This is a genomic window from Flavobacterium sp. 1355, from assembly GCF_017833415.1.
Classification (GTDB): Bacteria; Bacteroidota; Bacteroidia; order Flavobacteriales; family Flavobacteriaceae; genus Flavobacterium.
On sequence record NZ_JAFICC010000012.1, the window covers coordinates 89,517 to 113,238 of the forward strand.

Annotated in this window: 24 protein-coding genes; 11 read left to right on the plus strand and 13 right to left on the minus strand. The window is 33.0% G+C overall.

What is annotated here, in order from left to right; genetic code table 11:
- Positions 1 to 32 precede the first annotated feature (32 nt).
- Complete coding sequence (rny, locus tag JOD96_RS16265) at positions 33 to 1,595, plus strand: ribonuclease Y (RefSeq protein ID WP_209565284.1); 1,563 nt, start codon at positions 33 to 35, stop codon at positions 1,593 to 1,595.
- A 73-nt stretch (positions 1,596 to 1,668) separates the two neighbouring features.
- Here rny and JOD96_RS16270 read toward each other — a convergent pair whose 3' ends face one another.
- The 8 genes from JOD96_RS16270 to JOD96_RS16305 form a co-directional block, all read right to left on the minus strand.
- The gene (locus JOD96_RS16270; protein ID WP_209565285.1) at positions 1,669 to 3,189 is read right to left on the minus strand and encodes a sensor histidine kinase; all 1,521 of its coding nucleotides are present in this window, start codon (positions 3,187 to 3,189) and stop codon (positions 1,669 to 1,671) included.
- Positions 3,190 to 3,336: 147 nt separating this feature from the next.
- A complete protein-coding gene (gene xerD / locus JOD96_RS16275; RefSeq protein WP_209565286.1) occupies positions 3,337 to 4,233 on the minus strand; it encodes a site-specific tyrosine recombinase XerD in 897 nt (298 codons plus the stop codon).
- 76 nt (positions 4,234 to 4,309) lie between these two features.
- Entirely contained in the window at positions 4,310 to 4,933 is a 624-nt protein-coding gene (locus tag JOD96_RS16280) for a porin family protein (RefSeq protein ID WP_209565287.1), read from the minus strand.
- Positions 4,934 to 5,043: 110 nt separating this feature from the next.
- The gene (locus JOD96_RS16285; RefSeq protein ID WP_209565288.1) at positions 5,044 to 5,661 is read right to left on the minus strand and encodes a porin family protein; all 618 of its coding nucleotides are present in this window, start codon (positions 5,659 to 5,661) and stop codon (positions 5,044 to 5,046) included.
- Positions 5,662 to 5,738: 77 nt separating this feature from the next.
- Positions 5,739 to 6,278, minus strand: a complete 540-nt coding sequence (locus tag JOD96_RS16290; RefSeq protein WP_245188431.1) for a porin family protein — start codon at positions 6,276 to 6,278, stop codon at positions 5,739 to 5,741.
- Positions 6,279 to 6,492: 214 nt separating this feature from the next.
- Positions 6,493 to 7,077 carry a porin family protein gene (locus JOD96_RS16295; protein WP_209565289.1) on the minus strand — a complete coding sequence of 195 codons (585 nt, stop codon included), beginning with the start codon at positions 7,075 to 7,077 and terminating at the stop codon, positions 6,493 to 6,495.
- Between the two features lie 175 nt (positions 7,078 to 7,252).
- Positions 7,253 to 7,849, minus strand: a complete 597-nt coding sequence (locus JOD96_RS16300) for a porin family protein (protein WP_209565290.1) — start codon at positions 7,847 to 7,849, stop codon at positions 7,253 to 7,255.
- Between the two features lie 199 nt (positions 7,850 to 8,048).
- Positions 8,049 to 8,555: a hypothetical protein gene (locus JOD96_RS16305; protein ID WP_209565291.1), complete on the minus strand. Its 507-nt coding sequence runs from the start codon at positions 8,553 to 8,555 to the stop codon at positions 8,049 to 8,051.
- A 274-nt stretch (positions 8,556 to 8,829) separates the two neighbouring features.
- Between JOD96_RS16305 and JOD96_RS16310 the strand changes: the two genes are divergently transcribed.
- From JOD96_RS16310 to JOD96_RS16320, 3 genes are all read left to right on the plus strand, one after another.
- Positions 8,830 to 9,390, plus strand: a complete 561-nt coding sequence (locus tag JOD96_RS16310; protein WP_209565292.1) for a porin family protein — start codon at positions 8,830 to 8,832, stop codon at positions 9,388 to 9,390.
- 111 nt (positions 9,391 to 9,501) lie between these two features.
- The gene (gene aroQ / locus JOD96_RS16315) at positions 9,502 to 9,915 is read left to right on the plus strand and encodes a type II 3-dehydroquinate dehydratase (protein ID WP_209565293.1); all 414 of its coding nucleotides are present in this window, start codon (positions 9,502 to 9,504) and stop codon (positions 9,913 to 9,915) included.
- Between the two features lie 70 nt (positions 9,916 to 9,985).
- Positions 9,986 to 12,475, plus strand: a complete 2,490-nt coding sequence (locus JOD96_RS16320; RefSeq protein ID WP_209565294.1) for a DUF5686 and carboxypeptidase regulatory-like domain-containing protein — start codon at positions 9,986 to 9,988, stop codon at positions 12,473 to 12,475.
- A 231-nt stretch (positions 12,476 to 12,706) separates the two neighbouring features.
- Here the strand turns inward: JOD96_RS16320 and JOD96_RS16325 are convergent, their stop codons facing one another.
- From JOD96_RS16325 to JOD96_RS16340, 4 genes are all read right to left on the minus strand, one after another.
- Positions 12,707 to 13,582 (minus strand): cation diffusion facilitator family transporter, encoded by an 876-nt coding sequence (locus JOD96_RS16325; RefSeq protein WP_209565295.1) that lies wholly within the window; start codon positions 13,580 to 13,582, stop codon positions 12,707 to 12,709.
- A 145-nt stretch (positions 13,583 to 13,727) separates the two neighbouring features.
- The gene (gene murA, locus JOD96_RS16330; protein WP_209565296.1) at positions 13,728 to 15,041 is read right to left on the minus strand and encodes a UDP-N-acetylglucosamine 1-carboxyvinyltransferase; all 1,314 of its coding nucleotides are present in this window, start codon (positions 15,039 to 15,041) and stop codon (positions 13,728 to 13,730) included.
- An 85-nt stretch (positions 15,042 to 15,126) separates the two neighbouring features.
- Positions 15,127 to 15,852 (minus strand): DUF4290 domain-containing protein, encoded by a 726-nt coding sequence (locus JOD96_RS16335; RefSeq protein WP_209565297.1) that lies wholly within the window; start codon positions 15,850 to 15,852, stop codon positions 15,127 to 15,129.
- A gap of 3 nt (positions 15,853 to 15,855) precedes the next feature.
- Complete coding sequence (locus JOD96_RS16340; protein ID WP_209565298.1) at positions 15,856 to 16,152, minus strand: DUF493 family protein; 297 nt, start codon at positions 16,150 to 16,152, stop codon at positions 15,856 to 15,858.
- Between the two features lie 317 nt (positions 16,153 to 16,469).
- Here JOD96_RS16340 and JOD96_RS16345 point away from each other — a divergent pair, with 317 nt between their 5' ends.
- From JOD96_RS16345 to JOD96_RS16375, 7 genes are all read left to right on the plus strand, one after another.
- Entirely contained in the window at positions 16,470 to 17,384 is a 915-nt protein-coding gene (locus tag JOD96_RS16345; protein WP_209565299.1) for an alpha/beta hydrolase family protein, read from the plus strand.
- Between the two features lie 4 nt (positions 17,385 to 17,388).
- Positions 17,389 to 18,018, plus strand: a complete 630-nt coding sequence (locus tag JOD96_RS16350) for a hypothetical protein (RefSeq protein WP_209565300.1) — start codon at positions 17,389 to 17,391, stop codon at positions 18,016 to 18,018.
- Between the two features lie 244 nt (positions 18,019 to 18,262).
- A complete protein-coding gene (locus JOD96_RS16355) occupies positions 18,263 to 18,796 on the plus strand; it encodes an AAA family ATPase (RefSeq protein WP_209565301.1) in 534 nt (177 codons plus the stop codon).
- A 63-nt stretch (positions 18,797 to 18,859) separates the two neighbouring features.
- Positions 18,860 to 20,755, plus strand: a complete 1,896-nt coding sequence (locus JOD96_RS16360; protein WP_209565302.1) for an ATP-dependent DNA helicase RecQ — start codon at positions 18,860 to 18,862, stop codon at positions 20,753 to 20,755.
- The gene (gene fmt, locus JOD96_RS16365) at positions 20,755 to 21,702 is read left to right on the plus strand and encodes a methionyl-tRNA formyltransferase (protein ID WP_209565303.1); all 948 of its coding nucleotides are present in this window, start codon (positions 20,755 to 20,757) and stop codon (positions 21,700 to 21,702) included. Before JOD96_RS16360 ends, fmt begins: the two co-directional genes overlap by 1 nt.
- Before the next feature lie 182 nt (positions 21,703 to 21,884).
- Positions 21,885 to 22,157 carry an HU family DNA-binding protein gene (locus JOD96_RS16370; RefSeq protein WP_012022249.1) on the plus strand — a complete coding sequence of 91 codons (273 nt, stop codon included), beginning with the start codon at positions 21,885 to 21,887 and terminating at the stop codon, positions 22,155 to 22,157.
- A gap of 128 nt (positions 22,158 to 22,285) precedes the next feature.
- The gene (locus tag JOD96_RS16375) at positions 22,286 to 22,846 is read left to right on the plus strand and encodes a YqgE/AlgH family protein (protein WP_089054126.1); all 561 of its coding nucleotides are present in this window, start codon (positions 22,286 to 22,288) and stop codon (positions 22,844 to 22,846) included.
- On the opposite strand, the gene JOD96_RS16380 is transcribed toward JOD96_RS16375, so the two are convergent.
- On the minus strand, positions 22,843 to 23,682 hold the full coding sequence (locus tag JOD96_RS16380) for an aminotransferase class IV (RefSeq protein WP_209565304.1): 840 nt from the start codon (positions 23,680 to 23,682) through the stop codon (positions 22,843 to 22,845). The two genes, JOD96_RS16375 and JOD96_RS16380, sit on opposite strands and share 4 nt — an antisense overlap.
- Positions 23,683 to 23,722 lie beyond the last annotated feature (40 nt).

The window sequence follows — 23,722 nt, forward strand, 5'->3', positions numbered from 1 at the left end:
TAGGCTTTTTTTATATATAAATTTTAACAAACATGGACATAATAACGATCATTATTTCAGGTATTATAGGTATTGCAGCAGGTTTTGGAATAGCTAAAATTATCGAAAAAAGCAATATTTCTAATTTAATCAAAAACGCAAAAAAAGAAGCAGCTTCTATTTTAAAAGATGCTAATCTGGAGGCAGAAAACATAAAAAAAGATAAAATCCTTCAGGCAAAAGAGCGTTTTATTGAATTGAAATCTGAGCACGAACAAGTTATTTTAGCCAGGGACAAAAAAGTAGCTGAAGTAGAAAAAAGAGTTAGAGACAAAGAATCACAAGTATCAAATGAGCTTTCAAAAGCTAAAAAAGTGAATGATGATTTTGAAGCTAAAACTCAGGAATATAATAGTAAAATTGAAATTCTGGATAAAAAACAGGCTGAAGTTGACAAATTACACAAAAGTCAATTACAACAACTTGAAGTAATCTCAGGGCTTTCTGCAGAAGAAGCAAAAGAACAATTAGTAGAAGGCTTAAAAGCTGAAGCAAAAACCAAAGCAATGTCCCATATTCAGGATACTATTGAAGAGGCAAAACTTACAGCTCAGCAAGAAGCTAAGAAAATTATCATCAATACAATTCAGAGAGTTGGAACAGAGGAAGCAGTTGAAAATTGCGTTTCTGTCTTTAACATTGAGTCTGATGACGTAAAAGGCAGAATTATTGGCCGTGAAGGTCGTAATATCAGGGCTTTAGAAGCAGCAACCGGAGTAGAAATTATTGTTGATGATACTCCCGAAGCAATTATCCTTTCTTGTTTTGATCCTGTTCGTAGAGAAGTTGCCCGTTTATCATTGCATAAATTAGTAACTGACGGACGTATTCACCCGGCAAGAATTGAAGAAGTTGTTGCAAAAACGGCTAAACAAATTGATGATGAAATTATCGAAGTTGGAAAACGTACCGTTATCGACTTAGGAATTCACGGATTACATCCGGAATTAATTAAAGTTGTGGGTAGAATGAAATACCGTTCTTCTTACGGACAAAACTTATTGCAGCACTCAAGAGAAGTTTCTAAACTTTGTGGTATCATGGCTGCCGAATTGGGCTTAAATGTAAAACTGGCAAAAAGAGCCGGATTACTGCACGATATTGGTAAAGTACCTGATACTGAAAGCGATTTACCTCACGCCTTGTTAGGTATGCAGTGGGCAGAGAAATATGGTGAAAAAGAAGAAGTGTGTAATGCTATTGGAGCCCACCACGATGAGATCGAGATGAAATCATTATTATCTCCAATCGTTCAGGTTTGTGATGCTATCTCAGGCGCAAGACCAGGTGCAAGACGCCAGGTTTTAGACTCTTATATCCAACGACTAAAAGATCTTGAAGAAGTTGCTTACGGATTTAGCGGTGTAAAAAATGCCTATGCTATTCAGGCTGGTAGAGAGCTTCGTGTTATTGTAGAGAGCGAAAAAGTTTCTGATGATAATGCAGCAACTCTATCTTTTGAAATTTCACAAAAAATCCAGACTGAAATGACTTATCCAGGTCAGGTTAAAGTAACAGTAATCAGAGAAACAAGAGCAGTAAATATTGCGAAGTAAATCTTCTAATTATAAAATAACAAAAGGCTATCATATGATAGCCTTTTGTTATTTTATATACTTAATTAACTCATTACATATCATTAAATACAATTTTAAAACTAGTTCCTGCTCCTACCTCACTTTCTACAGAAACACTTCCTTTCATAGCCTCAATCTGGTTTCTGGTAATATACAAACCGATTCCGCGGGCTTCTTCGTGTTTATGAAATGTTTTATACATTCCGAATAATAAATCACCATATACAGCCAGATCAATCCCAAGACCATTATCTGTAATTTTTAATGACTTATAACCTTCTGGCTCTATCCCAAAATCAAACACAATTACAGGATCTCTGTCCGGATGGGCATATTTTATGGCATTTGTTGTAAAATTCAACAAAACACTTTCAAGATATGCCGGATTAAAATTTATCTTTAAATATTTCGGAACATTATTAATTATAGAAACATTGGTCTGCTTATCATATCGCTTTATTGTTGAAATTGTTTTCTCAATATACTCATACAATTTTAGCGGAGCAACTGCAATATTTATATTACTTTGTGTCTTTACAATCTGTGTAAGATTAGAAATAGTCTCATTTAGATCATTTGACACTGTACGTAAATGCAGCAACATTTCGTTGATTGTCTGCTTATCAACATCGGCATCAATGAAGTCTAAAATAGATTTTATATTACCGGCCTGTGTATTTAGGTTATGCGAAACAATATGAGAAAAATTTAACAATCGGCTGTTCTGATCACTGTACAGCTTCATCGTTTTCAGGAGTTCTAATTCTTTTTCTTTTTGCAAAGAAACATCTGTATGAGTTCCTATAACACGAAGCGGTTTCCCATTTTCATCACGTTTTATCACCTTGCCCCTGTCTAAAATCCATTTGTAGTTACCAGTCGAAGTCATTACACGATGATAGTTTTCATAATACGGAATCTTATTGTCAAAGTGCTCCTGTATATCAGAATAATACTTTGGAAGATCGTCGGGATGCACAATTTTATCCCACCGTTCCGGATCATCAAAAATATCTGTAGAGTCTAATTCTAAAATCTTTAGTGATAATGAAGAGTAAAATACATTATTTGTAACCATGTCCCAATCCCAAATACCTGCTGTAGATGCATCAAGGGCAAACTGAAAACGTTCTTCAGAAATTCTCAATTTTTCTTCCTTATCCTTTAAATCTGTAATATCAGAAACATGTCCGCAAAAACTAACGCATCCATCAGGTATTGATTCTGTTTTGGCCGAAATTTTAAACCATCGCAATCCCTTTTTTGGCAAAACGGCCCTGAACTCCATTTCCCATGGCTTTATTTCTTTTCGGGCTTTTACTAAAGACTGAAAAAACATGTCGCGATCCTGAGGAAAGATTCTTTCGTAAATTATAAATATAATGTCGTTTGTAAATTCGCTTATTGTAAGCTCAAAAATATCATCTATTGATTTACTGATAAGAGGAAAAGAATATTTATTGTCTTTATCGATAATGAACTGAAAAAGTAAATCAGGCATTTCGGCAAATAATTTCCGGTAAAAATTATTTACTTCTAAGCAATCCTCATTTTCATATAAATCAAAAATCATATATTACTTATTTATTTAAATGAATTATTCTTTAAATATTCAAGTTAAAAAGGTAAAGTGTTTTTATTTCTTTGAAATAAAGACCAATAGCAAGGTATTAAAATCTAAACAAAAAAAACGGGCATTTGTTAAAATTATTGCACTTAACTATTTACGCGGATGAAAGGAATGCATGACTTCTTTTAAAAAACGTCTGTCCAAATGTACATATATCTCAGTAGTTGTTATCGATTCATGCCCCAGCATTAACTGTATTGACCTTAAATCTGCACCATTTTCAAGCAAATGTGTCGCAAAAGAATGCCGCAGCGTATGCGGGCTGATATTTTTATTCAAACCAATCTTTACAGCAAGATCTTTTATGATTGCAAAAATCATAGAACGCGTAAGCTGTCCGCCTCGTCTGTTTAAAAATAAAGTATCTTCAGAGCCTTTTTTTATATTTAATTTATTTCTAATTGCATCCTGGTAAATCCGAATATATTTTTCAGTCAGTTTGCCGATGGGTACAAAGCGCTCTTTGTTACCCTTTCCGGTAATTTTGACAAAACCTTCTTCAAAATATAAATCAGAAATCTTTAGCGAAACAAGTTCTGAAACACGAAGTCCGCAACCGTACAAGGTTTCCAGAATAGCGCGGTTTCTCTCTCCTTCGTTTGAGCTTAAATCTATTGCCGCAATTAATGCATCAATTTCTTCAACAGATAACGTATCGGGTAATTTACGGCCTGTTTTGGGAGATTCAATTAGCTCCAAAGGATTATCATTTCGGTAATCTTCAAAAACCAGATAATTAAAAAAGCTTTTGAGTCCAGAAATTATACGTGCCTGAGACCGCGGGTTTACTTCTTTTGAAACCGAATAAATAAATTGCTGAATCGTTTCGTCTGTAATTTTTAACGGAGAAACTTCTATTCGGTTGGTTTCTAAAAAAAGACATAACCGTTCAATATCAAAACCATAGTTCTCTATAGTATTTTTAGATAAGCCTCTTTCAATCCTTAAATACGATTGATAATCTTTTATGTATGTGGTCCAATTCATAATCACAAAGTAAATCATTTTTGAACATAAAAAAACCTTCCGGATTAGGGAAGGTTTTAGAATACTTAAAAAAGAATTAGAATCTATATCCAGCCGTTAAAGCGAAAATACTACTTCGGATTTTCGTATTATCACCAGATTCCGTTTTTGCAATATTTGATAAACCAATATTGTAACGAAGGTCTACTAATAAATTTGGAGTAATATTAAGACCTGCACCAACAACAAAACCAAAATCGATAGACTCAAATGCTTCCTTAACATCCCGTTCTACGGTTTGACTATATTGAGTTAATTTGGTTGATGCTTTTGCCGATGTTAAGAACCCAACCTGGGGTCCTGCTTCAATAAAAGATTTACCATCCCCAGAATATTTTAAGAGAACAGGTACATTTAGATAAGAAAGATTCCATTTGATATCTCCTGTATAATATGTATCAGATATAGAGGCTCCAACATTTTTCATTTTTGTACCCTGAGTAGAATATAAAAGCTCAGGCTGAATATCTAATTGTTCAGATAATTTGATTTGAACCAGAACTCCGGCATTCATTCCAACGATTGGTTTTAAATTCATACCCCTGGTATCTCCAGCCCAATTTGACAAGTTTAAACCACCTTTTATTCCGAATTTAACTTCCTGTGCATTTACAAATACAAATACGATAAATGCAATTGCTGATAAAATAACTTTTTTCATTTTTTTAACTCATTTATTTATTAAACAAATGTAGTATTTTTCTTTCACTTTAATAATTAAATAAAAAAAACCTCCCAATAAAGGAAGGTTTATATAAAATAAGTCAATTATTAGAATTTGTATCCAATTGATAATGAAAAAACACCATTATGAACTTTTGAATCATCTTCTTCTTCAGTTTTAGCAATATTTGCCAAACCTAAGTTGTATCTTAATCCTGCAGAGATGTGCTCTGTAAAATCATATTCAGCCCCAAAATTTAAACCAAAATCAATAGATTCAAACATATCCTTAACATCCATATCATGCTTCCCTGAATAACCATTTAATTTAGTAGTTGTTTTTGCAGAAGTTAAAAAACCTATTTGAGGTCCTGCTTCAATATTAAATTTTTCCGCAACATAATACTTAAACATAACTGGAATATTTATATAGTTAAGTTTAAAAGCAACGTCTCCAGTAATACCACTTTCAAGGTCTACAAAATCATCTGCAGTAGCACCTTGAGTAGCATATAAAACCTCAGGTTGTATAGCAAATTTATCTGATAATTTTATTTCTAAGAATGCCCCAACATTAAATCCTATTCTGGATTTAAAATCTATTCCCTCGGTATCACCTGAAAAATTTGAAATGTTTAACCCTCCTTTTAAACCAAACTTGGCTTCCTGAGCATTTGATAATCCAAACATCAAAACTGCAGCTATTATTAAAATATTTTTTTTCATTGTTTTTGATTTTTTTTATAATTTAATTTCAAAAAAAAACCTTCCCATTTAAGGAAGGTTTTAATATCCTGAAAGAATTAGAATTTATACGCCGCAGTTAATGCTAAAACATTATTTGAATATCTATTGTCATAATAATAACCATCATAATCATCATAATAATCGTTGTAATCGTAGATACTTGTCAAACCAATAGTATAACGAATACCAACAGAGAAATTATCTGTAAAATTATATCCCGCTCCTAGATTAAAGCCAACGTCAACTGACTTTTCATCTTCAATATTTTCACTAGAGACAAGTAATCCAAGTTGTGGTCCAGCTTCAACACTAAATTGCTTTGTGATATAATATTTAGCTAAAACAGGAACATTGATATAGTTCAAATTTACGGTATAGTCACGCTCACCATAGTAACCATCAAATTTAGCGCCCTGAGCAGAAAATAAAAGTTCTGGCTGAATGTACAGTTTTTTCCAAACATTGATTTCAGCAAAACCACCTAATTGAAAACCTATTAAGGAATTTGCATCGTTAGCACCGCCAATAGTAGCAATATTAAGACCTCCCTTTACTCCAAATCGAGCTTTTTGGGCATTTGTAAACCCGAATGCCATTATTGCAATAGCACATAAAATAATTTTCTTCATTTTATTTGTTATGGTTAAAATTAATGGGTCAAATATAAAGCTATACAAACTAAAAATGGATTTGTTTTTTAACAAATAATTTAATAATGAGAGATAATAATGTTAAAAAAAACACAAGGAAACAAGCGTAATAAAAAAAGCCTCCCATCACTGGAAGGCTTGCATTTTGTAAATTTGATATTTAAAATTTATACGCTAAAGACAATGCAAGGTTACTATTTTTAGCACTATCATAATACTCTTCTTCATTATCAATATCTGCATCATCAGCAATAGGTGACAAACCAATTGTGTAGCGAAGATTGATAGAAAGATCTTCAGTAAAATGGAAACCAGCTCCCAAATTAAATCCAAAATCGACAGACTTAAAGCCATCTTTAATATCTTCACCTTCAGATTTTGCAGATAATAAAACGCCAAGTTGTGGACCTGCTTCAACACTAAATTTTGGAACAATGTAATATTTAGCTAAAACAGGAATATTCAAATAATTTAATTTAACATCAAAATCTCCAAAAAATGGACCTGCTTCAAATGTACTTCCTTGGGCAGAATATAAAAGTTCTGGTTGAATTGCAAACTTTTCAGCAATTTTAATTTCGGCAAAACCTCCAACATGAAATCCAACTAGTGATTTAGTACCGTCAACATTTCCTCCTGTAATATTAGAAAGGTTTAATCCTCCTTTTACTCCAAATCTTGTTTCCTGAGCATTTGTAAATCCAAATGCCATTACTGCAATTGCAGATAAAATAATCTTTCTCATTTTATTTGTTTGGTTTAGAATTAATTAATCAAATATAAAACTTTACTTCATAAAAATTTATTTGTTTTTTAACGAATATTATTGCTTATTATAGATAGAATCATAATGATAAAAGAAAATAGCATAAAAAAAGCCTTCCAAATTGGAAGGCCTTTTAAATATCTTAAATAAAATATTAGAATTTATATCCTACAGATACAGAGAATACACTGTTGTTCATTTTAAAATCTTCTCCATCTTCTGTTTTAGCTATATTAGATAAACCTAAGTTATATCTAACACCAGCAGAAAGGTTTTCTGTAAAATCATATCCAGCTCCGAAGTTTACACCAAAGTCAATTGATTCGTAAGCATCTTTTACATCAACTTCATCTGAAAAATCTCCAGCTTCAACCTTTGACTTAGCACTTAGTAAGAATCCAATTTGTGGACCAGCTTCAAGACTAAATTTCTCTGCTACATAAAATTTTGCCATTACTGGAATATTAAGGTAGCTCAAATTTAATTTCTCTTCCACTCTAACACCTTCATCAGACCATTCTGTTTTAGCTCCTTGAGTTGAAAACAAAAGCTCTGGTTGAATAGCAAATTTGTCAGAAATTTTGAATTCTGCAAAACCACCTACGTGGAATCCAATTTTTGAAGATGTATCTTCAACATCTCCACCAAGGTTAGCAATGTTAAGACCACCCTTAACTCCAAACTTAGTTTCTTGTGCATTTGAGAATGCGAAAGCCATTACTGCAGCAGCAGTTAACATAATTTTTTTCATTCTGATTTGTTTTGGTTAAAATTTTTAATGAACAAATATACACTTATACTTACTAAAAAATTATTTGCATTTTAACTAAAAAAGTAGTAATTAGGCCAAAAAATTATGTTAAAATAAAAATGAATAGATTTTAAATATTTGCCAAAACAAAAAAACCTCCCTCGTAAGAGGAAGGTTTTTTTAAAAAGCAACTAATTTTTTAGAAGTGTAATGCAAATCCAACGTTAAATTGGAAAGCACTTTTATAATAATCATCATTTAATGAAATATTATATCTTACACCAGGCTCAACAGATACATTTTTCCCTAAGAACCAAGCATAACCACCTTGTAAACCTAAAAATGATGGATTTTCATCTGCTCCTTTATAACTTAGACCATTATAAGAAACCTCTAGAGGAAATTTGTTTGCAACATAATATTTCGCTCCAACTTTGTAAGCAAAAGTACTACTGTCTTCTCCATCATCTCCATAACCTAAACCTAATTTTACAGCTAAGTTATTAGCAACGAAATATCCGCCTTCTGCACCAATATTCCATTGTGTATTGCCATCAGATGATGCCAATCCAAAAGATGTTGAACCTACTCCGGCACCAAAACCAGTATTAGCTTCAATTAACCATTTTCCTTTTGCAGTTTGCTCTTGTGCATTTGCAAAACCAAACGACATTACTGCAATAGCAGCTAAAATAATTTTTTTCATGATCTGTTTTTTTAAATTACAAGACCAAAAGTAGAAACAGACTTGTAAATAAATAGCCACAAACAGTACGCAGACTATTAAAATAAGACAAATGTTTTTTTGCTTTTTACAAGGACTTCAAAAACAGGAAATTGAGGGAATGAACTCCCATGGAATAACAAATAATTTAGCTAACATGTGAATTCTAAAAATAATTTTATCTAAAACATAATACAATAAATACAGCTATTCTGTAGTTTTGAGTTAATAAAACAACTTTAATCTAAAAGAAATTATGAAAAAAATATTTTTAGCAGCTGTATTGTTCATTGCAACATCAGCATCAATTCAGGCTCAATTAGTGCAATTTGGAGTAAAAGCAGGGGTTAACTTTGCCAACCAGACAGGAGATGCATCTTTAGAAGGTGTTGAATTTGATAAAGAAGGAATCACAAGCTATCATGCGGGTTTAGTTGCAGAAATAAAATTACTAGACAGATTTGCAATCCAACCAGAGCTTTTATACTCTACTCAGGGAGCAAACTACAAAACTGCAGTTCAAGATTTTAAAAACGAATTGGGTTATATATCTATTCCTGTAATGGCTAAATTTTATTTAACAGATTCATTTAGTCTGGAAGTTGGTCCACAAGCATCTTTTTTAGTAAGCGAAAAAAATGATTTTGATGTAGAAAATGGAGAAACATTCGAATTTGGGCTTAATGCCGGATTAGGATTTAAAATTACCAAAAACTTTTTTGTACAGGGCCGTTATGGTTTAGGTCTAACAGAAGCATCTAAAGACGCTGACGTTAAAAATTCAACAGTGCAAATCTCTGCCGGATTCTTGTTCTAAAAAATAATATAACATACTTTTCTAAAAACCGCTCTCTTAATTGGAGCGGTTTTTTTATTTTTACTGTCAATGAATACTTAATGGTTCATTCATTTAATTAAAATTACACTTATGAAAATTTGTATTGTTAATGGCCCCAATTTGAATCTTTTAGGAAAAAGAGAACCTGAAGTTTACGGAAGTCAAACCTTTGAAGATTATTTTGAAACGTTACAAAAAAAATATCCAAACATTGAACTTTCTTATTATCAAAGTAATATTGAAGGTGAACTGATTGGAAAAATTCAGGAATGTGGTTTTTCATTTGACGGAATTATTTTAAATGCCGGTGCTTACACCCACACTTCAATTGGTTTAGGTGATGCTATAAAAGCTGTTACAACTCCGGTAATAGAAGTACATATTTCTAATACGTATGCACGCGAAAGCTTCAGGCATCAATCTTATTTATCAGGAAATGCCAAAGGTGTCATTTTAGGTTTTGGATTAAAAAGCTACGATTTGGCTATACAGTCATTTCTGTAAGTCTTTATTTAACAAATTTTTAATAGCTGCGATTTTAAGTTATTTTATTTTTGTTAGAGAAAGAACTTTCATGAAAAACTTTATTTTATTCGCCGTTTTATTTTTTCCCATTACCAGCTTTGCCCAAATCAAAGGAACCATAACCGATGAAAAGGGAAACCCTCTGCCGTATGTTTCCGTATTGGAAGAGAACACTTACACCGGAACAACTTCAAATGAGCAGGGAAAATATCAGCTTAACGTAAAAGAGGTTGGCAAAAACAAAATCACTTTTCAATATTTAGGTTTTAAAACTCAAAAGATAGCCGTAACAGCAAATTCAAAGACGGTTGTTCTGGATGTAAAAATGCAGGAAGAAAGTTTTACTTTGAATGAAGTTATAATTGACCCGAAAAATAATCCTGCAAATGCAATTATAAAAAGTGCGATAGCGAACAAAAAAGAAAATTCTGAAAAAACATCCCGATACAGAGCCGATTTTTATTCTAAAGGAATTTTTAAAGTCAAGGATTTACCCAAAAAAATATTAGGCCAAAAAATAGACCTTGGTGAAGATATGGCTTCTAATCTTGATTCTACCGGAACAGGAATTTTGTATCTTTCTGAAACCATTTCTAAGGTTACTTTCGAAAAACCCAATAAACTTAAAGAGAATATTATTGCTTCAAAAATTTCAGGCAATAATAGAGGATACAGTTATAATACGGCAGCTTTGTCAACTTATGATTTTTATGACAATACTTTGGATTTCGACATAAAATTGATTTCCCCAATTGCCAGCAATGCTTTCAGTTATTACAATTACAAACTCGAAGGCACATTTTTTGACGATAACAATAATGAAATACATAAAATTAAAGTAACACCAAAACGTGATAAAGAACCCGTTTTTGAAGGATATATTTATATAGTTGATGATAGTTTTGCCATTTATGCCTTAGATCTCGATATAAAAGGGTATCGGATGAAAAATGAGTTTACCGAAATCATGACTCTTAAACAAAGTTTTAGTTATAATGCTACCAACAAAATCTGGTCAAAAAATGCTCAGACATTATCTTTTAATGCGGGAATTTTTGGTGTAAAATTTTCAGGACAATTCAATTATATTTACTCAAATTATGAGTTTCCGGATTCGTTTGAAAAGAAAACTTTTGGGAATGAAATTGTTGCTTTTGATTTAAATGCCAATAAAAAAGATGATGAATTCTGGAACCAGATTCGCCCAATTCCTTTAACCCTGGAAGAAAATGCCGACTACACAAAAAAAGATAGTCTGCAAACTATTCGAAAATCTCAAAAATACACAGATTCAATTGATGCAAAAACCAACAAATTTAAAATTTGGGATATTTTAAAAGGTTATGAATACAAAAATACTTTTAAAAAATATTCTTTTGAATATGATGGCTTACTGAATATTACTTCCCTAAGCTTTAATACCGTTCAGGGATTTAATCTTGATTCCGGTTTTTCATTTAAAAAATGGAATGAGGAAAACGGAAAAAGTACTGCTGTAAAAACTACTTTTAATTATGGATTTTCTGACGAGCGTTTTCGTGCTACAGCAGAATTCAATCACAAATTCAACAATATCAATTATGCTTCAATAAATGTTTCCGGAGGAACAAAAGTAGCACAATTCAACAGTGCGGAACCAATTAGTAAATTTGTAAATTCAATAAGTTCTTTGTTTTTTAAGGATAATTATATAAAGCTCTATAATTTGGAATTCGCTCAGATTAACTATTCGCAAGATATTGCAAACGGAATTAATCTGAATGCAAAAGTAGGTTATGAACAACGAAAACCGCTTTTTAATACTACAGATTATTCATTTTTCAAAAAAGATGATTTTTATTCTTCTAACAATCCGCTGGCGCCAAATGATTTTGAAACTCCTGCTTTTGATCCTCACCATTTGTTTAAAGCCAATCTGACTGCAAGGATTAACTTTGGAAACAAATACATTTCAAGACCTGACGGAAGATATAATTTTAAAGATGACAAATATCCAACAGTATTTTTAGCATTTGAAAAGGCATTTGCTGCCAATGAAAAAAAGTATGAATTTGAACGTTTGGGCGCTGCTGTTCAATATGATCTATCTTTAGGAAACAAAGGCCTATTAGGAATGAATCTTAGAGCGGGAAAATTCTTTAACGCCGAAAATATTTCTTTTATTGATTACAGACATTTCAACGGAAATCAAACACACATTGGCACAAGTGATCGCTATTTGAATGTTTTTAATTTGATGCCGTATTATGCCAACAGCACAAACGACAGTTACTTTGAAATGCATTTAGAACACAATGATATGGGGTTTATAATGAATAAGATTCCGTTTCTGAATCTCTTAAAATCAACAATGAATCTAGGATTTCATTCTTTGTCAATTCCCAACAGAAAACCTTATTCTGAGTTTACGATTGGTTTGGATAATCTTGGTTTTGGCAAATTTAAATTATTTAGAATTGATTATGTGCATTCTTATCAAGGTGGAATTGAGCAAAATGGTATTGTGTTTGGACTGAAGATTTTGAATGTTTTGAATTAAAGGCTCTGAGGTTCTGAGCCGCTAAGGTTCTAAGTTGCGAGGCATTCCCTTGAAACACTTTGCGGGTTCTCGACTTCGCCCGAACTGACAATTGTATATAAAAAATCCGTTTAATCCTCCTATGAGAATAAACGGATTATAACTTTAACCTTTGTCAAAGTTTAAAACTTTGAAAAAAAATATAAGGTGCTTAACTCAGAACCTTAGAATCTTAGCAACTTAGAACCTTCCTCAGTGATAATCATCCGGTTCTATATGTATCAGAACATTTCCTAACTGCGGAATAAGTTCTTTTAAGGTGTCTTGTAGTTTATGCGATAAGTCGTGACCTTCTTTTACGGATATATTTGCTGAAACTATTGCATGAAGATCAACATGATATCTCATACCGGCTTTTCGGATGAAGCATTTTTCGGTTCCCAAAATTCCCGGAACTGTTAATGACTTCACACGGATTTCCTCTACCAGATCATCATTTAAGTTTTCATCCATGATTTCGCCAAGTGCCGGTCTGAAGATTTTGTAACTGTTGTACAAAATAAAAAAAGCTGCAAAAAGTGCCGCCCAGTCATCTGCAGACTCATAACCTTTACCCATAATCAACGCAACAGAAATTCCGATAAACGCCGCTACCGATGTTATTGCATCACTACGGTGGTGCCAGGCATCTGCTGCTAATGCTGAACTATTGGTTTGTCTGCTTCTGTTCATCACTACACGAAACGAATATTCTTTCCAGATTATAATGGCCCCCAAAATGTACAAAGTCCAGGATTTTGGCAAATTGTGTGATGTGTTAATATTCGAGATACTTTCGTATCCAATAATTGTTGCAGAAGTAATAAGAAATCCCACAACCAAAAACGTTATTAAAGGTTCTGCACGACCGTGACCATAAGGATGGTTTTCATCTGCAGGTTTATTAGAATATTTGATTCCGAATAAAACGAGGCAAGAAGAAAATATATCCGTAGTCGATTCGATGGCATCTGCAATCAAGGCGTATGAATTGCCAAAAAAACCTGCGAGACCTTTTACAAGGGCCAGGCAGGTATTTCCAGCTATACTAAAATAGGTAGCTTTTATAGCTTTTTGTTCATTCGTCATTTCCGCTTTTTTAGCTGAGCTATGTTTTTTTTGCCACGAATTACACTAATTATCACTAATTATTTAAGTTGAATTAGCATTTTTAATCTAAAAATCTAAATAAATCCGTGTGAATTCGTGTAATTCGAAGCTAACTTTTTATGTTTTATGCTCTCACGATTTTTGCTCCGATTGCTCTTAAACGCTCGTCAATGCGTTCGTATCCACGATCGATCTGCTCAATATTTTGAATCGTGCTTGTTCCTTTAGCTGATAAAGCTGCAATTAATAATGAAATCCCCGCACGAATATCCGGAGATGACATTGTTGTAGCTTTTAATTGAGATTCAAAATTATGTCCCATAACCACAGCTCTGTGTGGATCACATAACATGATTTTTGCTCCCATATCAATCAATTTATCTACGAAAAACAAACGGCTTTCGAACATTTTTTGGTGAATTAAAACATCGCCTTTTGCTTGTGTTGCCACAACCAAAACGATACTTAATAAGTCAGGAGTAAATCCTGGCCATGGCGCATCGGCAATAGTTAAGATCGACCCATCAATATCAGTTTTTACTTCATATCCGTCTGTGTGAGCCGGAATGTAAATATCATCACCACGTCTTTCAATCGTAATTCCAAGTTTTCTGAATGTATTCGGAATCAAACCTAAGTTTTCCCAGCTTACATTTTTTATTGTAATTTCGCTTTTTGTCATAGCGGCAAGACCAATCCACGAACCGATTTCTATCATATCCGGAAGGATTCTATGCTCGCATCCGCCAAGGCTTTCAACACCTTCAATAGTCAATAAGTTTGAGCCAACTCCGGTGATTTTTGCTCCCATAGAGTTTAGCATTTTACACAATTGCTGTAAATAAGGTTCGCATGCAGCGTTATAAACTGTAGTTTGTCCTTTTGCTAAAACAGCAGCCATTACAATGTTTGCGGTTCCGGTTACAGAAGCTTCGTCAAGAAGCATATCTGTTCCTTGTAATCCTTCTTCAGGAGATTCTACTCCATAAAAGTGATCTTCTCTGTTATATCTGAATTTTGCTCCAAGGTTAATAAAACCTTCAAAGTGCGTATCTAATCTACGGCGTCCAATTTTATCTCCTCCTGGTTTTGGAATATATCCTTTTCCAAAACGAGCCAAAAGCGGTCCAACAATCATAATAGAACCACGAAGTGCTCCTCCTTCTTTTTTGAAAGCTTCTGTTTCTAAATATCCAACATTTACCTCATCGGCCTGAAACGTAATAGAACCCGGTTCATTGCGTTGGATTTTTACACCTAAATTACCCAGCAATGTGATTAATTTATTGATGTCTATAATATCAGGAATATTATTAATTCTTACTTTTTCTCCTGTAAGAAGTACAGCACATAAAATTTGTAATGCCTCATTTTTTGCTCCTTGTGGAGTGATTTCTCCTTTTAAAGGTATTCCGCCTTCGATTTTAAATATTCCCATGTTCTTTTTTTAAGGTTCTGAGGTTCTGAGAATCTAAGGTTCTGCGCTAAATCTTAGCATCTAGTGCCTTAGTATCTTAGCAACTTTATTTTTGATTGTTATTTTTCTGAAAAGTTTTTTGTTTTCCGCCTTTATTATTATTGTTTTTGTTGCTTTGAATTTTTGGCTGTCCGACTGGTGAAATTTTATTTGACATACGCTTATTGGTACGCATTAAATCAGTTGTGTTCAAAAGCTCTTCTGTACTTTGCAGCAAGTTGATTTTTCCGTCGGACAATTCATATAAGTGCTCAAAGATCACATCGTCTTTTACAGTGTCTTTATTCCAGCTCAAAAAAGATTTTTTCATGTGATTGGCAATCACCAATACCAATGCATTTTTCATTTCGCCATCTTCCCATTTATTAGCAACATCTATCATGTATTTGATATTGTTACCATAAAATCTGTATTTAGGAAAGTTTTGAGGATATTGTAAAACATCTGGTTTTAATTGCAATACATCTCTTGAAGGAATTGGATATGGAGATTCTACATCTAATTTAAAATCAGACATAATAAACAACTGATCCCAAAGTTTATGCTGAAAATCGGGCACATCACGCAAATGCGGATTTAGGCTCCCCATAACCTGAATAATGTATTTCGCAGCTTTATTGCGTGTTTCAGCATCTTCAATACCAGTTGCCTGGTCAATCAGTTTTTGTAAATGACGACCATATTCGGGAATAAGTAAACGCTGTCTTTCAGAATTGTATTCTAAATTAAAAACAACGTCGTTTGCGACTTCTTTTTTATATTTTTCGACCATAAGTTATAATGAAACTATACCTTCTATTGTAGAAACTTCTTTGTATTTGCCAATCACTTCATCAGCACTATTCATCGTAACATCTACAGAAACGCTGGTAAATTTACCTGTTTTAGATTTTGTGGTTTTGATAACCGCTCCCATTCTGTCAAAAGCTTTTTCGACTCTCTCTACATTATCAGCTACAGAAGGCACAATAAATTTATATAAGTATTCTGCTGGCCAAGTATTTGAGTTATCCAATTCTACTTTTAATCGTTCGTAAAATTCGGCGGTGTTTTTTTCTTTATCGTTCTCCATTCGTAATTAAAAATAAACGCAAAGATACGTTTTTGATTTCAGATTTTTGATTTTAGATTTTAGATTTTTCAGGAAACGAAAACGACTGATTTTCTGCCACGAATTTCACAAATTTTCACTAATTAAGATAATCAAAAAAACTTGAAATTTAGCATTGTTTAGAACAAGTCGTAAATAAAATTAGTGGGAATTAGTGGAATTCGTGGCAAACTTTTATATTTGAAAAACTTCGCTGTAAAAACATCACGCAAAGTGGCAGGATTTTTAAATTCGAATCCTTAACTAACTTTCGTCTTTTCAGATTAAACTACAATACTATGAAAAAAAACATTTTTCTCCTTCTTATTGCGATCACGTTCAGCTCGATGAAAGCACAGGAAATCAAAACGATTACTTATTTCCAAAATGACACCATCAAACTGGATTTAGATTTATACCTGCCAAAGAAAAAAACCGGAGAAAAAATTCCGTTAATTATGTTTGCTTTCGGCGGAGGATTTTCTGGCGGGGAACGTACCAGCGAAAAAGAATTTGGGATGTTTATGGCGAAAAACGGTTATGCGGTTGCGAGTATTTCATACAGTTTATACATGAAAGGAAAAGATTTTGGCTGTAAAGGAACTTTAACCGAAAAAATAAAAGCGATTCAGATTGGTGTAAGCGATATGTGGCAGGCAACTTCATTTTTAATTGAAAACGCAGACAAATACAATCTTGATGCTTCAAAAATCTTTATTTCCGGAATTAGTGCGGGTGCAGAAATTGGTTTTCATGCCTCATTTTGGGATTATAAACTAATGAATTTATACAAAAACAATTTGCCCGAAAACTTTAAATATTCCGGTTTTGTTGGCGGTTCGGGTGCTATTCAGGATATTAATTTAATTACGAAAGAAAAAGCGATGCCCATGTTACTGGCGCATGGCAGTAATGACGACACGGTTCCTTACAGCGCGGGTTCGCATCGCTCCTGCCCAACCAATGCTTCTGGCTGGTTAATTTTATTTGGTTCTTATGCGGTTTACAATCATATGAAAGAACTACATAAGGACATTGAACTGATAACTTTTTGCGGTGGCGGACATGAATTCTCAGGTTATCTTTTTCATGATGGACAGCAATATGTTCTGGATTTTGTGAATGATGTCTTGAAAGGAAAGAAGTTTGAATCGCATTTGATTGTGCCTTCGAAGAAAGTCGCGGATTCTGGGAAGTATTTATTTTGTGAGTAAGAAAATGAAAAACATATATAAGAATTTTGAAATCGAAATATTTAACGATGCTAATTACTGTTTAAATTCAACTTCTAATTTCCGCCACTATCAAAATGTCTATTTTGAAGGTAAACATCAAGAAGATAAATTTCACTCGACAAGCAAACATGCTGTTATTGTTAAAGAAAATGGAATTGAAATTTCAAATGTAATACTATGTGAAGTTGGTGGTGCAACAGGAATAGACAAAAATTCATTTATAATTGATGATGATAAAATATGGATTTGTGTATGCAATAAAATTTATTGTTTAGAAATTCCCACATTAAAACTGGTTTGGCATAAAGAATTTGATTGGGCAACAAACTTTGCCATCTACAAACTTGAAAAGGATTTTATAATTCATGGAGAATCAGAAATCTTTAGAATCACATATGAAGGAGGAATTGTTTGGCGTTTTGGAGGAAGAGATATTTGGGTAAATAATGAAGATCAAAAAGAATTCAATATAGAAAACAATACAATACGTTTATTTGATTTCCAATCTAATGAATATGTTATTGATTTTGATGGAAATCAAATAATAGACAACACAAGAGTTATTATTATTGAAGAACCTAAAAGAAAATGGTGGGAAATATTTAAGAATTAATATTCCCTCAAAGTTTGAAAACCTCGCAGAAAACAACTTTAATATCTCCCAAAAAAACAAAACCATCTCTCCTATTAGCCCTGATGGCAGCGGAAATCCTTTTGCTTTTTTCTTTAAAAAGCAAAAGATTGCAGCGAACAGCAGGAACCCATGACGGCCAAAAATGCCAAATCTTTCGCTTCTGATAAATATTCTTTTTAATTATGAATAAGTTTAGGTAAATTTGCGCTTTATTTTTAGAATAGTGCAAAAAGAAATCATAGTTCTCCTTGGTGGTCCTGGTACAGGAAAATCTACGCTTATTAACGAATTGGTGGCTTGTGGCTACTGTTGTTATCCTGAAATTTCAAGACAAGTTACACTCGAAGCACAGCAGCGGGGTATTGACCAGTTGTTTCTGGAAGAACCTTTATTGTTTAGCGAAATGTTGCTGGAAGGACGCATTCAGCAATTTAAAAATGCCAAAGAAGAATCTCATAATGTGGTTTTTATTGACAGAGGAATTCCAGATGTTGTTGCTTATATGGATTATATTGGTGATGAATATCCGGAGCATTTTACAAAAGCCTGTGAGGATTTTAAATATTCTAAAACTTTTATTTTACCGCCTTGGGAAGAAATTTATCAGAGCGACACGGAACGTTATGAGAATTTTGAACAGGCATTGGAAATTCAAAAACATCTTATCGAAACCTATAAGAAGTACGGTTATGACTTAATAGAAGTGCCGAAAGATACGGTGGAGAACAGAATTCTTTATATCTTAGATAAAATTTAGTATTTGGTTTAAAGTTGTAAACTAGAAACTGATTTCTAAATTTTTAACTTTAAAACGAAAGCGATGCTTCAAGCGCAGGAAATTCTTTTAAAATACTGGAAACACGACAGCTTTAGACCGCTTCAAAAAGAAATTATTGATTCGGTTTTGGATGGTCAGGATACTTTTGCCTTATTACCTACCGGCGGCGGAAAATCGATTTGTTTTCAGGTTCCGGCAATGATGCAGGACGGAATCTGCCTTGTAATCTCTCCTTTGATTGCTCTAATGAAAGACCAGGTTGCTAATTTGCAAAAAAGGGATATTAAAGCTATTGCTCTTACAGGTGGTATTCATACAGAAGAAATCATTGATCTTCTGGACAATTGCCAATATGGAAATTACAAATTTTTATATCTTTCTCCAGAAAGACTTCAGTCGGATTGGATTTTGGAGCGCATCAAAAATTTACCCATAAATTTAATTGCTATTGATGAAGCGCATTGTGTTTCGCAGTGGGGACATGATTTTAGACCAGCGTATTTAAAGATTTCCGAACTCAAAAAATTCTTTCCTAAAATTCCTTTTTTAGCTCTTACTGCTACAGCAACTCCGAGAGTAATTGAAGATATTAAAACTGAATTGGAATTAAAAGATACCAAGTTTTTTCAGCAGTCTTTTGCGAGGGAAAATATAGCTTACATGGTTTTTGAAGTTGAAGACAAATTATATCGGGTTGAACAAATTCTGAAAAAAAATCCACAGCCTTCTATAATATATGTGCGAAACAGAAAATCTTGTTTAAACATCGCAACGCAATTACAATCTCTTGGTTTTAGGGCAACCTATTATCACGGCGGACTTTCTGCAAAAGAGAAAGATAAAAACATGCAGTTATGGATGTCTGAACAAGCTCAGGTTATTGTGGCTACGAATGCATTTGGAATGGGAATTGACAAAGACAATGTAAAAACGGTTATTCACACACAGCTTCCGGAAAATATTGAAAATTATTATCAGGAATCTGGAAGAGCCGGAAGAAACGGCGGTAAATCTTTTGCTGTTTTATTGACCAACGCCTCTGACAGAGGCCAGACAGAACAGCAGTTTTTAAGTGTTCTGCCAGATAAAAAATTCCTAAAATCGGTTTACAATAAACTCTGCAACTATTTTCAAATAGCCTATGGGGAAGGTTTAGACGATTCTTTTTCTTTTAAGATGAATCATTTCTGCCAGAAATATGACTTTTCTACACTGAAAACTTATAATGCTTTACAGTTTTTGAATCAGCAGGGAATAATTACGATGTCTCAGGAATTTTCTGAAAAGATAACTATTCAGTTTTTGATTGAATCTAAGGAAGTGATTCGATATATAAGCCTCAATCCAAATGATGAAGAAATTTTATTGGCTATTTTGAGAACATATCCCGGAATTTACGATATGAAAGTTCCGTTTAATTTACCTTTAATTGCAAAAAAATCAAATCATTCTGAAGCACAAGTTAGTGCTGTTCTGGAAAAACTGAGAGAAAAGGGAATTATTGAATATAAATCTAAAAACAACGACGCTACTATTTTATTTAATGAAGTTCGCGAAGACGATCTGACTATCAACAGAGTTGCGAAATATTTAGAGAAACAAAATCAGCTTAAAAAAGAACAGCTTATGTCTGTTCTTCATTATATAAAGGAAAACAGGACTTGCAAAAACCGTTTGATTCTGGATTATTTTGGAGAAGAAACAAATTCTAATTGTGGTGTCTGCTCCTACTGCATTACACAGAAAGGCAAAATTACAGAAGCAGATTCTATTGCAGATAAAATTTTGGCTTTGCTAAAAACCGCTGCACTAACCTCAAGAGAAATTCAGACTCAAATAAAAATGGATGCTTCAGATATTATTCTGGCGCTTCAGGAATTATTAGAAAACAACTATATTATTATACAACCGAACAATAAATACACTTTAAAATTATAATGGAAAAATTGAGAATCATATTTATGGGAACTCCGGAATTTGCTGTTGGCATTTTGGATACCATAATTAAAAACAATTATGATGTTGTGGGCGTGATCACGGCAGCGGACAAACCTGCAGGACGTGGACAAAAAATAAAATATTCGGCTGTAAAAGAATATGCTTTGGCAAACAACTTGCCTTTATTACAGCCAACAAACTTAAAAGATGAAAGTTTTTTGGAAGAACTAAAATCTTTAAATGCTAACCTGCAGATTGTTGTTGCCTTTAGAATGCTGCCAAAAGTAGTTTGGGAAATGCCAAATTTAGGAACTTTTAATCTTCATGCTTCTTTACTGCCAAATTATCGCGGTGCGGCTCCAATTAACTGGGCCATTATTAACGGAGAAACCAAAACAGGCGTTACTACTTTTTTTATAGACGATAAAATCGACACCGGAGCAATGATTCTGAACTCGGAGATTGCAATTGAACCAACAGAAAATGCGGGACAATTACATGACCGTTTAATGAATCTAGGAAGCACGACTGTAATTGATACTCTGAAGGTTATTGAAAAAGGAAACGTAATTACAACAATCCAGGAAGATAATGCTGAAATTAAAACTGCTTATAAACTTAATAAAGAAAATTGTAAGATCGACTGGACAAAATCTGGTGATGAAATCAATAATTTGATTCGTGGTTTGAGTCCATATCCGGCTGCATGGTGTTTTCTAAAAGATAAAAATGAAGAATTAAGCATTAAAATATACGATGCCAAACTGATAGAAGAATCTCATTCTGATGAAATTGGAAAGGTAATTAGCAGTAAAAAAGAAATCAAAATTGCTATTAAGAATGGTTATATTTTACTTTTGAGTTTGCAATTACCCGGGAAAAAGAGAATGCAGGTTGCAGAATTGCTAAATGGGTTTACTTTTTCTGAGGAAGCAAAAGTCTATTAAGGCCAATAAAACAGGGGTTTCTACCTGTTTTTGATCGATAAACAACATGCTTTATGAACAAAAAAAGTAAGTTATCAACAATTTTTGCTAAAATTAGGTAAAACGCTTGCACGCAACGGATTTCCTACTAAATTTGTGTATTAACAATTTTTTTTTTAACCAACAATTAATAACTAATTATTATGAACAAATCAGAATTAATCGATGCTATCGCTGCTGATGCAGGAATCACAAAAGCTGCGGCAAAATTAGCTTTAGAATCTTTTTTAGGTAATGTAGGAACTACTTTGAAAAAAGGAGGAAGAATTTCATTAGTAGGTTTCGGATCATGGTCAGTGTCTGCTAGAGCTGCAAGAGACGGTAGAAATCCACAAACTGGAAAAACTATTAAAATCGCTGCTAAAAATGTAGTGAAATTTAAAGCTGGTGCTGAATTAGAAGGTGCAGTGAACTAAGTAAGAAAAGTTCTCTAAACTTATATTATAATTAAAACCCTCCTTGTGGAGGGTTTTTTTATGCGGTTTAACGATTTTATTGGGTTTTTAAAAATTTTATGACTAAATTTAATAAAAATTGTAGCCGTATGATTTCAGAAAAATTAAAAAAAGGACACCTGCTTATTGCCGAGCCTTCAATAATTGGAGATTTATCATTCAACAGATCGGTAATTTTATTAGCAGACCATAACAAAGAAGGATCAATAGGTTTTATCATTAATAAACCATTAAAATATACTATTAATGATTTAATTCCGGAGATTGATGCTACTTTTAAGATATATAACGGGGGGCCTGTAGAACAGGACAATCTTTATTTCATTCACAATATTCCAGAGTTAATCCCGAATAGTGTCGAGATTTCTAATGGGATTTATTGGGGAGGGGATTTTGAATCAACCAAAGATTTAATAAACAACGGATCTATTAGTAAAAATAATATTCGCTTTTTCTTAGGTTATACCGGTTGGGACGAAAATCAGCTTGAGAATGAGATGCAGGGAAACTCCTGGATTATTGCCGATAATAATTATAAAAACAAAATTATCGGAAAATCTACCACTCATTTTTGGAAAGAACAAATAATTGAGCTGGGCGGGGATTATCTTATTTGGTCAAATGCACCTGAAAATCCATATCTGAATTAATTTTCAGATATAGATTCATTTAGCTTCTGCACTAATAAATGAGCCAGATTATTTGTAAACTCTTTTTTTCGATATTTACTTATCGACTGTATCCCTGTGATTACATTTGTAAGGAATAATTCGTCAGCTTTTTGAAGATCAAATGGCGAAATTATTTCTTCGGATACTTCTATGTCATTAATTTTCTTAGCCAAAGCTAAAATTTGCTTGCGCATTACTCCATTTAGACAACCTTCTGAAACTGGTGGAGTTATTAGCTTTTTGCCTGTCACCATGAATAGATTTCCTTGTAATGCCTCTACAACATTCTTTGTATCATTTAACAAAATGCAGTTGTCTAAGCCGTTTTCGTGTGCATAAATACTTCCGGTAACATTAATTAGTTTGTTGGTTGTTTTAATTGACGACAATAATTGTTTTGTCACATAAAAATCTTTATACAAATCAACTTCATAATGTGATGCTTTTAGAGTATATAAAGTATTTTCTAATGCTGTCGCATGAATTAAAAAAGAAACTTCGTTTGTTTTTGGCAAGTACAATCCGCCATCATTTCTAAAAACGGTAATTCTGACTCTTGCAGATGCCGAAAGATTATTTTCCTGAACCACTTTTAAAACCTGTTCTTCAAAATATTCCATTGTAAAGTTCATCGGAATTTCCATTCTGATAACACGCATCGATGCCATTAATCTAAAATAATGATCCTCCAGAAACAAGATTTTATTGTTGATTATTTTTAGCGTTTCAAAAACACCATCTCCATATAAAAAAGCCCGGTTTTGAGTTAATATATTTTCTTCGCGCTCTATTAAGTTTCCGTTAAAATTGATCATAAAAAAACCCTGAATTTTGTTCAGGGCAAATATAAGGGAT

Excerpts from the sequence above, each read along its gene's own strand:
- rny (WP_209565284.1), top strand. The coding sequence starts at position 33 with ATGGACATAATAACGATCATTATTTCAGGTATTATAGGTATTGCAGCA.
- JOD96_RS16270 (WP_209565285.1), bottom strand. The coding sequence starts at position 3,189 with ATGATTTTTGATTTATATGAAAATGAGGATTGCTTAGAAGTAAATAAT.
- xerD (WP_209565286.1), bottom strand. The coding sequence starts at position 4,233 with ATGAATTGGACCACATACATAAAAGATTATCAATCGTATTTAAGGATT.
- JOD96_RS16280 (WP_209565287.1), bottom strand. The coding sequence starts at position 4,933 with ATGAAAAAAGTTATTTTATCAGCAATTGCATTTATCGTATTTGTATTT.
- JOD96_RS16285 (WP_209565288.1), bottom strand. The coding sequence starts at position 5,661 with ATGAAAAAAAATATTTTAATAATAGCTGCAGTTTTGATGTTTGGATTA.
- JOD96_RS16290 (WP_245188431.1), bottom strand. The coding sequence starts at position 6,278 with ATGGCATTCGGGTTTACAAATGCCCAAAAAGCTCGATTTGGAGTAAAG.
- JOD96_RS16295 (WP_209565289.1), bottom strand. The coding sequence starts at position 7,077 with ATGAGAAAGATTATTTTATCTGCAATTGCAGTAATGGCATTTGGATTT.
- JOD96_RS16300 (WP_209565290.1), bottom strand. The coding sequence starts at position 7,849 with ATGAAAAAAATTATGTTAACTGCTGCTGCAGTAATGGCTTTCGCATTC.
- JOD96_RS16305 (WP_209565291.1), bottom strand. The coding sequence starts at position 8,555 with ATGAAAAAAATTATTTTAGCTGCTATTGCAGTAATGTCGTTTGGTTTT.
- JOD96_RS16310 (WP_209565292.1), top strand. The coding sequence starts at position 8,830 with ATGAAAAAAATATTTTTAGCAGCTGTATTGTTCATTGCAACATCAGCA.
- aroQ (WP_209565293.1), top strand. The coding sequence starts at position 9,502 with ATGAAAATTTGTATTGTTAATGGCCCCAATTTGAATCTTTTAGGAAAA.
- JOD96_RS16320 (WP_209565294.1), top strand. The coding sequence starts at position 9,986 with ATGAAAAACTTTATTTTATTCGCCGTTTTATTTTTTCCCATTACCAGC.
- JOD96_RS16325 (WP_209565295.1), bottom strand. The coding sequence starts at position 13,582 with ATGACGAATGAACAAAAAGCTATAAAAGCTACCTATTTTAGTATAGCT.
- murA (WP_209565296.1), bottom strand. The coding sequence starts at position 15,041 with ATGGGAATATTTAAAATCGAAGGCGGAATACCTTTAAAAGGAGAAATC.
- JOD96_RS16335 (WP_209565297.1), bottom strand. The coding sequence starts at position 15,852 with ATGGTCGAAAAATATAAAAAAGAAGTCGCAAACGACGTTGTTTTTAAT.
- JOD96_RS16340 (WP_209565298.1), bottom strand. The coding sequence starts at position 16,152 with ATGGAGAACGATAAAGAAAAAAACACCGCCGAATTTTACGAACGATTA.
- JOD96_RS16345 (WP_209565299.1), top strand. The coding sequence starts at position 16,470 with ATGAAAAAAAACATTTTTCTCCTTCTTATTGCGATCACGTTCAGCTCG.
- JOD96_RS16350 (WP_209565300.1), top strand. The coding sequence starts at position 17,389 with ATGAAAAACATATATAAGAATTTTGAAATCGAAATATTTAACGATGCT.
- JOD96_RS16360 (WP_209565302.1), top strand. The coding sequence starts at position 18,860 with ATGCTTCAAGCGCAGGAAATTCTTTTAAAATACTGGAAACACGACAGC.
- fmt (WP_209565303.1), top strand. The coding sequence starts at position 20,755 with ATGGAAAAATTGAGAATCATATTTATGGGAACTCCGGAATTTGCTGTT.
- JOD96_RS16370 (WP_012022249.1), top strand. The coding sequence starts at position 21,885 with ATGAACAAATCAGAATTAATCGATGCTATCGCTGCTGATGCAGGAATC.
- JOD96_RS16375 (WP_089054126.1), top strand. The coding sequence starts at position 22,286 with ATGATTTCAGAAAAATTAAAAAAAGGACACCTGCTTATTGCCGAGCCT.
- JOD96_RS16380 (WP_209565304.1), bottom strand. The coding sequence starts at position 23,682 with ATGATCAATTTTAACGGAAACTTAATAGAGCGCGAAGAAAATATATTA.